This window comes from Pseudomonas fragi, from assembly GCF_002269505.1.
Classification (GTDB): domain Bacteria; phylum Pseudomonadota; class Gammaproteobacteria; order Pseudomonadales; family Pseudomonadaceae; genus Aquipseudomonas; species Aquipseudomonas fragi_D.
In genome coordinates this window covers 129,100-140,567 of record NZ_NQKQ01000013.1, presented here as the reverse complement: position 1 = coordinate 140,567, position 11,468 = coordinate 129,100, and the positions used below count along the sequence as shown (strand labels likewise).

The following is an 11,468-nucleotide window of genomic DNA, read 5'->3' as shown; positions in this document are numbered from 1 at the left end:
ATTCGATGTGTCACGGCTCTCTACGGGTTCCGCCCTTACGGCGGCTCACTTTTGTCAAACAGCCACAAAAGTAAGCATGGACCTGTCTCCTTGCAGCGGACGCCTTGCCATGGTCCATCGCGGCTGGCGCGGCGTCCTGCCGCGCCACCCCCATAACAGCACCTGCGCTCGGCCTTCTGTGAGGGGCATTCCCGTCGCCTGGACAAGCGCGTGGCTACAACAAAAGCAAAAACTTGAACACCACCACCCCCGCTCCCCCTGCAACACCTATAACCGCTCGTCATTTTAAAAGAGACCCAACCCACAGAATCATCAGTTTTTCTTGCGCCAGCCAGCGAAGTCCGGGGTTGCTGCTAGCTTCAATAAACAAATAAACACGCCGGGCATCGGACGATAAACCGCCAAAGAGCGATTGAAGGAGCAATACAATGGGATCTAGCACCGCCCGCAAGGTCAGTGTCACCGCACTTTCTCTGATCCTGACCCCGCTGGCCGGCTGGGCCGACAACGCCCGTGACTGGCAAAACACCCCTACCGACCTGAACATGCTGTTTGGCTATTACAACCGCGTAGACAGCAACACCCCCATCGATACGTCATTGCCCATCGACGGCCTGTCGCTGAATGCCGACGTTTATATCCTGCGCTACGCCCGTTCGTTCTCGGTGGAGGGCCGCAATACCGCGATCCAGTTGCTGCAACCCTATGCCGACCTGTCGGCTTCGTTTGACAACGCCCGCTATTTCACCGGCACAAAGCACAACGGCGGCATGGGCGACACGCAAATAGTAGTAGCCCACAACATCTTCGGCGGCCCGGCCCTGAGCAACGAGGAGTTCGCCAAATGGACTCCGGAAACCTTCCTCACCGGCGCGTTGTGGGTAACAACCCCAACCGGGGATTACGACAAAAACCGGATTATCAATATCGGCGCCAACCGCTGGGTGTTCAAGCCGGAACTGGGCTTCGGCACACCCATCGGCCCGACCTGGCTGGAGCTCAATACCTGGGTTTCGCTGTTCGGTGACAACGATGAATACCAGGGCAACAGCAAGCTTGAGCAAAAGCCGCTGTATGCCGTTGAGGGCCATTACAGCTACACCATCAATCGCGCCCTCTGGGCTTCGCTGGACGCCACTTACACCCGTGGCGGCGAAACCAAAATCGACGGTGACTGGCAGGACAACAAACAGGAAAGCACTCTGGCCGGCGCCAGCCTTGGCTTCATGCTCACGCCACAATTCGGTGGCCTGCTGGCCTACAGCGACACCGTGGCCGAGCGCAGAGGGTCGCCGGATGTCACCACCTGGACCCTGCGCATGCAGTACGTCTGGTAGAGGCCGCCAACATGCCAGCCTTGCGTCATACCCTGCTTGGCCTGCTTCTGGTCTTTACCGGGCAGGTTCATGCCGCGCCAGACATTGCCATTGAACCTGCAACCCTGCAGGCGCTGGAGCGGATGGGCAGTTACTTACGCAGCCTCAAGCAGTTTGGCGTCGAGGCCCACAGCCAGACCGACCAGGTGCTGGAAAGCGGCCAGACAGTCGAGTTCCGTCACACCACCCAACTGCTGGCCCAGCAACCAGACAAACTGATGGTGTCGGTAGATAATCAAGGCGTGCGCCGCACCCTTTATTACAACGGCAAGCGCTTCACCGTTTACCAGAGCCCCGGCCCCTACTATGCCAGCGCCCCCGCACCCGCCAGTATCAATGGGCTGATTGACCTGCTCAACAGCCGCTACGGCATTGAGTTGCCACTGGCCGATCTGTTCCGCTGGAACGCCAACACCGCCCAACAGGCCGGCCTGCGTTCAGCCCTGCTGATCGGCAGCGACACACTGGACGGTCAGCGCTGTGATCATTACGCCTTGCGTCAGGATGATATCGACTGGCAACTCTGGCTGCGTCAGGGCGAACAGCCCTTGCCGTGCCGCCTGACCATCACCCGCCGCGACATACCCGAACACCCGCGTCACAGCGTCGACTTTACCTGGCAGCTCAAACCGGCGCTCAGCGCCACCAGCTTTGAATTCGACCCCCCGCACGGCGCGCAGGAAGTGCCATTGCAATGGGCCCCCAGCAAGTACAGCCTGGAGGCGCAACCATGAAGCGCCTGCATTGGCTGCTGTGTGGCGTACTCAGCGCCTGCCTGCTGCACACCTCCATCGCCCAGGCCTGGCAACTGCGCGGGGGGGGCGGTGCACGTACATTTGTGGTGCCGCACACTGGCGGGCATCCACCGCCACCGCACCCCATGCCGCAACCACAACCACACCCGCAGCCCGGCCCGCATCCGCAACCGGAGCCGCGCCCATACCCGCAACCGCATCCTTACCCGGCGCCACGGCCGATGCCGCCACCGCCACGGCCCATGCCGCCACCACCACCGCCTCCACCGCCGGACAACTGGTATCACCCGTGGGCCGCAGCCGCCGTGGTGGGTGCAACCGCGACCACGGCAATCGCCATCGGCTCGCAAGTCACCAGCGTGCCAGCGGACTGTGTATCGGTCGTGGCCAACAATGTGGCGTATCAACACTGCGGCCCGACCTGGTATCAGCCGCGTTATGTGGGTGGCAACGTGCAGTTTGTAGTGGTCCCCGCCCCCTGGTAATCGTGCTCAAGCAAGGAATGCTAGATGACAGCGCTCAACGATCTGAATGCCCTGCAAGCCAGCATCTCCGAAGCGGTGCTGGGCCAGGACGAGGTTATTCGCCAGATCATCGTCGGCCTGCTGGCCAACGGTCATCTGCTCCTCGAAAGCCTGCCGGGACTGGCCAAGACCCGCACCGTCAAGGCGCTGGCCAGACACCTGGATGCGCAGATGAGCCGTATCCAGTTCACCCCCGACCTGCTGCCATCGGACATCACCGGCGCCGAGGTGCTGCACCAGGTTGACGGCCAGAACCTGATCCGTTTTCAACCCGGGCCACTGTTCGGCAATCTGATCCTGGCCGACGAAATCAACCGCGCCCCGGCCAAGGTTCAGGCGGCCCTGCTTGAAGCCATGGAAGAGCGGCAGATCACCGTCGCCGGCAACAGCCACCCGTTGCCCGCACTGTTTATGGTGCTGGCCACGCAAAACCCCATCGAGCAGGAAGGCACCTACCCGCTGCCCGAGGCGCAGATGGACCGCTTTGTAATGAAGGTAATGCTCGACTACCCCGAGCCGGCAGACGAATCCCAGGTGCTGCGCATGCTGCGCGCCGAGGAACAGTCGCAACACGCCACGGCCGACACAGCGCCGGCGTTTACCCTGGCTCAGGAGGTGATTTTCGCGGCTCGCCGCGAAGTCGCCGCAGTGGCCGTATCCCCCGCCATCGATGCTTACCTGATCGACTTGATCAACGCCACCCGCCATCCGGCCGACTATGACGCCGATCTGGCCCGCTGGATCAGTATCGGCGCCAGCCCCCGTGGCGGTATCGGTCTTGACCGCTGCGCCCGTGCCGACGCCTGGCTGCGCGGCCAGGCCTTTGTCACCCCGGACAACGTGCGCGCCGTGGTCTATCCGGTACTGCGCCACCGCCTGCAACTGAGCTACGACGCCGTCGCCGATGGCGTCAGCGCAGATCAGGTACTGCAGCGCCTGCTCGACAAAGTCGCGATACCCGCCTGATGCACACTCAACGGCAGGAGGCCGACGGCCTGGTCTATGTTTCGCTGGCGCAATTGATGACGCTGGAGTTCAAGGCCCGGGCGCTGAGTTTTGTCGCCCGCCAACCCCGAGGCAGCATTCTCTCGGGCAACCATGCTTCACGCTTGCGTGGCCGCGGCCTGAATTTCGACGAACTGCGCCGCTATCAACCCGGTGACGACCTGCGCCACCTCGACTGGCGCGCCTCATTGCGCACCGGCAAACCCGTGGTGCGCACCTTTACCGAAGAACGCGACCGCCCGGCATTGATCGTGGTCGACCAGCGCATGTCGATGTTTTTTGGCTCCAGCCGCAGCTTCAAATCCGCCATCGCGGCCGAACTGGGCGCGCTGGCCGCATGGATGGTGTTCAACGCCGGCGACCGGGTGGGCGCGCTGGTGTTCAACGATCAGCGCATCGACAGCATCGCCCCGCTGCGCAGCCGCAAACGGGTCGAGGCGCTCTGCAGCAAAATCGCCCGGCATAACCAGGAACTCAATGCCACACAGCCCGACTGCGAAGACGCCGATCAGCTGGACAAGGTTCTGCAACATTGCCTGGCCATTGCCGGGCATGACCACCTGATCTGCCTGATCAGCGATTTCGCCGGGGCCGGACCGCACACCCTGCAGTTGCTGCGCCAACTGGCAGTGCACAACGATGTCATCGCCATGCAGGTCTACGACCCCTTGGCGCTGGACCTCCCCGATACCGGGCGCCTGCTGGTTACCCAGGGCCAGTTGCAAGTGGAACTGGCAGTACAGCATGCGCACGTACGCCAGCCGCTGGGCGACTTCCTCAGCGGGCGCTTCAAGGACATCGCCAGCCTGCTGCGCCGCAGCCAGGTGCCGCTGATGATGTTCAGCACCGCCCGGGACGCCCACAGCCAGCTGCGTATCGAACTGGGCAAACTGGGCGGGGCGCGGACATGACCAGCCCTATCCCCAGCATTGACCAACTGCAGACCCTGGCCCTGCCAGCACCCGTCAGCTACATGCCGCAGACCTGGGGCTGGTGGGCCTTGCTTGGGCTTGTGCTGAGCGGCCTGGCGGTCTGGGCTGCACGTGCCTGCTGGCATTGGCGGCGTGACCGCTACCGGCGTGAAGCCTTGCAACGACTGGCGCAACTGAGCGCGGCCAACGACCCGCTGGGCACTTTGCGCGAGCTGCCCACGCTGCTTAAACGGGTGGCCCTGTCCATGCCCGTTGCGCAGGCAGCGGGGGCGTTGCAGGGCGAGGCCTGGCAAGACTTTTTACGCCGCCACGGCCCGCAGCCTGTGCCCGAGGATTTCAGCCAGCAACTGGCGTTTCTGGCCTACGCCCCGGATGAGCAATTGCTCGCCCTGCCCGCCACACAACGCCAGCAGTTGGTCGAAACCTGCACACGCTGGGTGGAGCTGCACCATGTGGCAGTTTGATTACCCCTGGCTGCTGCTATTGCTACCCTTGCCGTGGTTCGGCTACCGCTGGCTGCCCGCCTACCGCGAAGCCCGCAGTGCGGTGCGCGTGCCATTTTTCTACGCGATGAGCCGCGCTGTCGATCAGGCCCCTCAAGTGGTAGGCGCGCAGCACAATAGCGGGCAATTGCTGCTCAACCTGCTGGTATGGGCACTGCTGGTGGTGGCCGTGGCCAGACCGGTATGGGTCGAAAAACCCATCGAGCGCCAACAACCGGCACGCGACCTGATGCTCGCCATCGATATCTCACAGTCGATGGAAACCACCGACTTCACCGACGCCAGCGGCCAGAAAATCGACCGCCTGAGCGCGGTCAAACACGTGGTGCAGGACTTTATTGCCCGGCGCAAGGACGACCGCATCGGCCTGATCCTGTTTGGTAGCGCGGCCTATCCGCAAGCCCCCCTGACCCTCGACCACGCCAGCCTGGCGCTGCTGCTGGACGATACCGGCATCGGCATGGCCGGGCCCGACACCGCCATCGGCGACGCCATCGGCCTGAGCCTCAAACTGCTGGACCAGGCCCACGAACAGGAGAAAGTGCTGATCCTGCTCACCGACGGCAACGACACCAGCAGCGCCATCCCCGTACCCCGTGCCGCGGCCATGGCAGCGGCCAAAGGCGTGGTGATCCACACCATCGGCATCGGCGATCCGAATGCCGACGGCCAAGCCAAGGTCAACCTGGCCGCCCTGCAGGGCATCGCCAACAGCACGGGCGGCCAGTACTTTCGCGCTGAAGACCGCGACAGCCTGAACCAGGTGTACGCCACCCTCGACCGCATCACCCCGCACACCGTGCAGACGTTCAGCCACCAGCCCAAACGTGACCTGTTCTGGTTGCCGGTAGCGGCCGCCATCAGCCTGATGACGCTGTATCACCTGATCGCGCTGCTGGCCTCACGGCGGCACCCGCACCCGCCACCGCAGGAGGCCCTGGATGGAGATCAACCTCAGTGATTTCCACTTTCTGCGCCCGGCCTGGCTACTGCTGGCGATTGTCGGCGCCCTGCTACCGCTGTTATGGCGGCGCAGTCATGACCAGCAACGACGCCTGCGGGCGATCATAGCCCCGCACCTGTTGCCCCACTTGCTGGTCACCCCGACCGACAGCCACCACCTGCGCCCGGTGCATTTGACCGCAGCCCTGCTGATCATCGGCGCCGTTGCGACGGCAGGCCCCACCTGGGAACAGGACCGCCCGGCCTTCCTGCAAAACCGCGCCCCGCTGATCATCGCCCTCGACCTGTCACCGTCAATGGATGCCAGCGATGTGCAGCCCACCCGACTGGAAGCCGCCAAGCACACACTGCATGACCTGATCGCCCGCCGCAGCGGTGCCCGTACCGCCCTGATTGCCTACGCGGGCAGCGCCCATCTGGTCTTGCCTGCCACCGACGACCCGGCATTGCTCGACAGTTTTGTCCAGGCCCTGGGCACCGACCTGATCGCCCGGCCCGGCAAAAACGTGGCGGCCGTGATCGAGCAGGCCAAGCGCCTGCTGCAGGCCGAGAAAGCACCCGGCACCCTGTTGCTGATCACCGACGGTGCCGACACCACCCAACTGGACAGCCTCAAAGCCCTGTTGCCGGGCAATGCCCTGCAAGTGCTGGTACTGGCGGTGGGCAGCAGCAATGGCGGGATCATTCGCGATGCCAGCGGTCAACCACGCACCGACAGTACCGGCCGCCCGCAACTGGGCACATTCGACAGCGCCGCGCTCAAGCAACTGGCCGCCGCTACGGATGCGCCGCTGGGCAGCCTGACCCTTAACAACGATGATCTGGACTGGGTCGAAGGCCACGCCCGACAACACTTCCAGGCCGCCAGCGACGAGCAGCGCGAGCTGCAATGGAAAGACGCCGGCTACTGGTTGTGCGGCCCCCTGCTGTTGATGGCCTGGTTCTCGGTGCGCCGTGGCTGGAGCCTGAACTGGAACGCTGTCCTGCTGCTGGGCGCAGGGCTGGCCCTGCAACCGGCACCGGCGCACGCCAACGCACTGACCGATGCCTTCTTCACCCGGGATCAGCAAGGGCGTTGGGCCTTTGAACACCAGCACTACCCGGCAGCGGCCGAGTTATTTGTCGATCCTTACTGGAAAGGCATCGCAGCTTATAACGCCGCCGACTTCGATCTGGCACTGGCCAGCTTTGCCCAGTTGAACACCGCTCAGGCGTACTTTTACCTGGGCAATATTTACGTGCGCCGCTTCAAGTTCGAGCAGGCGATTGCCGCCTATCGCCAGGCCTTGACCCTGCAACCCCAATTCCCCGAAGCCAGCGCCAACCTGGCATTGGCCATTGCCCTGGAAAAAGACACCGACAGCGCCGAGCAGAACACCCCCGAGGTCAAACCCGACGCAGTCAAATTCGACAAGCCCCCAGGCAAAGGCCAGAGCAAGCCAGTGCAAACCCGGCAGGCGGCCAGTGACGAACAGTGGCTGCAAAACCTGACCACCTCCCCGGCCAATTTCCTGCGGCAAAAATTCAGCCTGCAAGATCAGAAGGTGGCGCCATGAAGTCCTGCGCCTTGGCACTGCTGGTGTTCGTCGGCCTGGCGCAGGCCGACGAACCGCAATTGCTGGTGCAGGCCCGACTGGTACCGGGCGACGCCGTGGTGGTTGGCGAAGCCGTGCAACTCCAGGTCGATGTGCTGACCGACACCTGGTTTACCCATGGTGCGTCATTGCCCGAACTGAGCCTGGCCGGTACTGATGTGATGCCACCCAATGGAGAGGCCGGGCACCTGTCGCAGACGATTCAGGGCCAGACGTTCAGCGGCCTGCGCTACACCTACCGAATCACCCCGACCCAGGCACAAGCATTCTCCATCGCGCCTTTGACGGTGCGTGCCACCCCGGCGCAGGCCAGCCATGAGCTGTCGGGGCAAACCCCGGCGTTGACCTTTCGTGCCAGCCTGCCCGAGGGTTTCAGCCCCGGCGAGCCGGTACTGGCGGCCAGCGCATTGCGCCTGAGCCAGTCCCTCACGCCCTCAGGCGGCCCGTTCAAGGTGGGTGACAGCCTGACCCGCAGCGTGACGTTACAGGCTGACGGCACTCCGGGGCTGGCCTTGCCCGCCCCGTCCCAGGGTTCGGTGGCCGGGCTCGATGCCTACCCGCAAACCCCGCAGGTGAGCAATCTGAACGACGGCAGGGGCGGTTTCAATGGCGGTCAGCGCGTTGACCGCGTCAGTTATCGCATCCAGCGCGAAGGCGATTTCGAGCTGCCGACGATCCGCGTCAAGTGGTGGGACAGCGTGAACCGTAAAACCCGTTTCAGCGAACTCCCGGCCTTCACCTTCAAGGCCACGGCCCGCAGCAGCGACACCCCGGTGTTCTCGATCGTTGACGACCTCAGGCAAATGGGCCAACCCACCCGGTTACGGCTGCCCGCCTTTTGGCTGGTGGGCGCTGCCGCGTTGCTGCTGGCCGTTGCCCTGTATGTAAACCGGGGTCGCTTGCTGCATGTTCTCAACGCCGTCAGGCACTGGCTGCGCAACCGCCCACCGCGCAAAAACTATGGTTTGCGCCCGCTCAACCCAAGACATGAAAAGGACTTCCAAAAATGAATAAACAAAAACCTGTAGCCGTGGGAGCGAGCCTGCTCGCAAATGGCCTTCGCGAGCAGGCTCGCTCCCACTGGAGCAAAAGGATCTCGGCAAGAACGGCAGCGACACTGCTATTCGCCCTGCCCCTGTTCGCCCTGGCTGCCGATCCGTTGCCCTCCTGGAACCAGGGCCCGGCGAAAAAAAGCATCATCGAATTTGTCGAGACGGTCACCACGCCCGACAGTAAGGGCTTTGTAAAACCCGAAGCGCGGATTGCCGTGTTCGACAACGATGGCACCCTGTGGAGCGAACAACCGGGTTATTTCGAGGAGCTGTTTGCCTTCGACGAAATCAAACGCATGGCCCCCCAACACCCGGAATGGAAAGACCAGCAACCGTTCAAGGCGGTACTGGAAAACGACCACAAGGCCCTCGCCGAAAGCGGCATGGAGGGCCTGCTGAAAATCTTTATGGCCAGCCATGCCGGGCTTACCACCGATGAATTTCGCAACAACGTGCAGGCCTGGCTAAGCAAGGCCCGCCACCCGACAACCGGCAAGCCCTACACCGAGATGGTCTACCAGCCGATGCTGGAAGTGCTGGATTACCTGCGCGAGCAAGGCTTCAAGACCTGGATCGTGTCCGGCGGCGATACCGGCTTTATGCGCGTGTTTGCTGAAGAGGTCTATGGCATCCCGCCGGAGCACGTGATCGGCTCCACGTTTGTCACCGAGTACCAGCTCAAGGACGGTAAACCGTCCATCCTGCGCACCGCAAAAATCGCCCATAACGATGACGGCCCCGGCAAGCCGGTGAGCATCGACAGCGTGATTGGCCGCCGGCCGATCCTCGCCTTCGGCAACTCCGACGGCGACCTGCAGATGCTCCAGTGGACGGCTGCAGGCACGGGGCCGCGCTTTATGGGCCTGGTGCACCACACCGACGCCAAGCGCGAATGGGCCTATGACAGGGACTCGAAAATCGGTCGCCTGGACAAGGCGCTCGATCAAGCAAAACAACAAGACTGGACTATCGTCGATATGGCGTCGCAATGGCGACGGATCTACCCGTTCGAGGCCAGTGCAAACGAGCAACAGCAATAAGAAAAATAGCCGTCAGCAGTGCACTAACCAGGTCAACAAGGAGCAAGTTGCATGACTCGAATAGCCAAGTGGTTACCCCAGCTAGCCCTCGTGGCGGCTTCGGTGATGGCGTTTTCTGCCACCGCCGCAGCCGCTGAAAAGCCCAATATCCTGGTGATTTTTGGTGATGACATTGGCCAATCCAATATCAGCGCCTACTCCATGGGCGTGGTGGGCTACAAAACCCCCAACATCGACCGAATTGCCAAAGAAGGCATGATGTTCACCGACTACTACGCGGAGAACAGCTGCACCGCCGGACGCTCGTCATTTATCACCGGGCAGACGCCGCTGCGCACCGGCCTGTCCAAGGTCGGCATCCCGGGGGCACCGGTGGGCCTGCAAAAGCGCGATATCACCATCGCTCAGGCGCTCAAGTCGCAAGGCTACGCCACAGCACAGTTCGGTAAAAACCACTTGGGCGATCGCGACGAATACTTGCCGACCAATCATGGTTTTGACGAGTTCTTCGGCAACCTGTACCACCTCAATGCCGAAGAAGAGCCTGAGCGCCCGTACTGGCCCAAGGATGACCCGGCCTTCGTCAAGGCCACCTCGCCCCGTGGCGTGATTCACAGTTTTGCCGACGGCAAGATTGAAGACACCGGGGCCCTGACCGCCAAGCGCATGGAAACCATCGACGATGAAACCACCGCGGCGGCGCAGGCATTTATCGAAAAGCAGGCCAAGGCCGACAAGCCTTTCTTTGTGTGGATGAACACCACGCGCATGCACGTCTTTACCCACGTGCGCGACTCGATGAAGGGCCAGAGTGGTATGCCCGGCAACGAGTACGCCGATGGCATGCTTGAGCATGACGGCGACGTCGGCAAACTGCTGAAAACCCTCGACGACCTGAAAATCGCCGACAACACCATCGTGGTCTACACCACCGACAACGGGCCTAACCAGTTCTCCTGGCCGGACGCGGCGACCACGCCGTTTCGCAACGAGAAGAACTCCAACTGGGAAGGTGCCTTCCGCGTCCCGGCAATCGTGCGCTGGCCGGGCAAGATCAAGGCCGGTGAAGTGAGCAACGAGATGTTCTCGGGGTTGGACTGGTTCCCGACCCTGCTCGCGGTGGCCGGGGATGCCGATGTCAAAGACAAGTTGCTCAAGGGCTGGGCCCCGGTGGCAGGCGGCAGCAACTTCAAGGTGCACCTGGACGGTTTCAACCAGCTGCCGTACCTGACCGGCGAACAACCCAAGGGCAATCGCAACGAATTCTACTACTTCAACGATGACGGCATGCTGGTATCGATGCGTTTCGACAACTGGAAAGTGGTGTTCTGCGAGCAACGCGAGCCGGGCGGTTTCAAGGTCTGGAGCGAGCCTTTCGTGTGCCTGCGGGTGCCGAAAATCTTCAACCTGCGCATGGACCCGTTCGAGCGGGCTGACGTGGTCTCCGATCAGTATTACGACTGGAGCACGAAAAACGTCTACTTGAACGAACTGGCAATCATGAAGGCGGCCAACTTCCTGGAAACCTTCGTCGATTATCCGCCGAGCCAGAAGCCGCCAAGCTTCAGTATCGATCAGGTACGGGCAGCGGTAGACGCCAAGATTGCGGAAAAAATGAAACATCAATCCACGCAGTAATTGTGTGATGCCAGCCCTCACCCGCTTTTGCCTTTAGTCCCCTCTCCCTCCGGGAGAGGGTTAGGGTGAGGGGCTTTTGATCTTT

At 62.4% G+C, this 11,468-nt stretch carries 11 protein-coding genes; all 11 read left to right on the top strand.

Translation table 11 applies throughout. The features are described from left to right. The first annotated feature begins 428 nt into the window (after positions 1 to 428). The 11 genes from CJU81_RS13760 to CJU81_RS13710 are packed head-to-tail and all read left to right on the top strand — an operon-like array spanning position 429 to position 11,383. Positions 429 to 1,337 carry a transporter gene (locus CJU81_RS13760; RefSeq protein WP_095030253.1) on the top strand — a complete coding sequence of 303 codons (909 nt, stop codon included), beginning with the start codon at positions 429 to 431 and terminating at the stop codon, positions 1,335 to 1,337. Between the two features lie 11 nt (positions 1,338 to 1,348). Continuing rightward, entirely contained in the window at positions 1,349 to 2,110 is a 762-nt protein-coding gene (locus CJU81_RS13755; RefSeq protein WP_095037081.1) for a DUF2092 domain-containing protein, read from the top strand. Then, the gene (locus CJU81_RS24250) at positions 2,107 to 2,616 is read left to right on the top strand and encodes a hypothetical protein (protein WP_254924873.1); all 510 of its coding nucleotides are present in this window, start codon (positions 2,107 to 2,109) and stop codon (positions 2,614 to 2,616) included. Before CJU81_RS13755 ends, CJU81_RS24250 begins: the two co-directional genes overlap by 4 nt. Before the next feature lie 24 nt (positions 2,617 to 2,640). Continuing rightward, a complete protein-coding gene (locus tag CJU81_RS13745) occupies positions 2,641 to 3,621 on the top strand; it encodes an AAA family ATPase (RefSeq protein ID WP_095037080.1) in 981 nt (326 codons plus the stop codon). Continuing rightward, on the top strand, positions 3,621 to 4,571 hold the full coding sequence (locus CJU81_RS13740; protein WP_095037079.1) for a DUF58 domain-containing protein: 951 nt from the start codon (positions 3,621 to 3,623) through the stop codon (positions 4,569 to 4,571). Before CJU81_RS13745 ends, CJU81_RS13740 begins: the two co-directional genes overlap by 1 nt. Next, positions 4,568 to 5,056: a DUF4381 domain-containing protein gene (locus CJU81_RS13735; RefSeq protein ID WP_095037078.1), complete on the top strand. Its 489-nt coding sequence runs from the start codon at positions 4,568 to 4,570 to the stop codon at positions 5,054 to 5,056. Before CJU81_RS13740 ends, CJU81_RS13735 begins: the two co-directional genes overlap by 4 nt. Next, positions 5,043 to 6,056 (top strand): vWA domain-containing protein, encoded by a 1,014-nt coding sequence (locus CJU81_RS13730; protein WP_095037077.1) that lies wholly within the window; start codon positions 5,043 to 5,045, stop codon positions 6,054 to 6,056. Before CJU81_RS13735 ends, CJU81_RS13730 begins: the two co-directional genes overlap by 14 nt. After that, a complete protein-coding gene (locus CJU81_RS13725) occupies positions 6,037 to 7,614 on the top strand; it encodes a VWA domain-containing protein (protein ID WP_095037076.1) in 1,578 nt (525 codons plus the stop codon). The genes CJU81_RS13730 and CJU81_RS13725 overlap by 20 nt, the downstream gene beginning before the upstream one ends. Next, the gene (locus CJU81_RS13720; RefSeq protein ID WP_095037075.1) at positions 7,611 to 8,663 is read left to right on the top strand and encodes a BatD family protein; all 1,053 of its coding nucleotides are present in this window, start codon (positions 7,611 to 7,613) and stop codon (positions 8,661 to 8,663) included. Before CJU81_RS13725 ends, CJU81_RS13720 begins: the two co-directional genes overlap by 4 nt. Then, entirely contained in the window at positions 8,660 to 9,745 is a 1,086-nt protein-coding gene (locus tag CJU81_RS13715) for an HAD family hydrolase (protein WP_254924872.1), read from the top strand. The genes CJU81_RS13720 and CJU81_RS13715 overlap by 4 nt, the downstream gene beginning before the upstream one ends. A 51-nt stretch (positions 9,746 to 9,796) precedes the next feature. After that, complete coding sequence (locus CJU81_RS13710) at positions 9,797 to 11,383, top strand: arylsulfatase (RefSeq protein ID WP_095037074.1); 1,587 nt, start codon at positions 9,797 to 9,799, stop codon at positions 11,381 to 11,383. Positions 11,384 to 11,468: the final 85 nt, after the last annotated feature.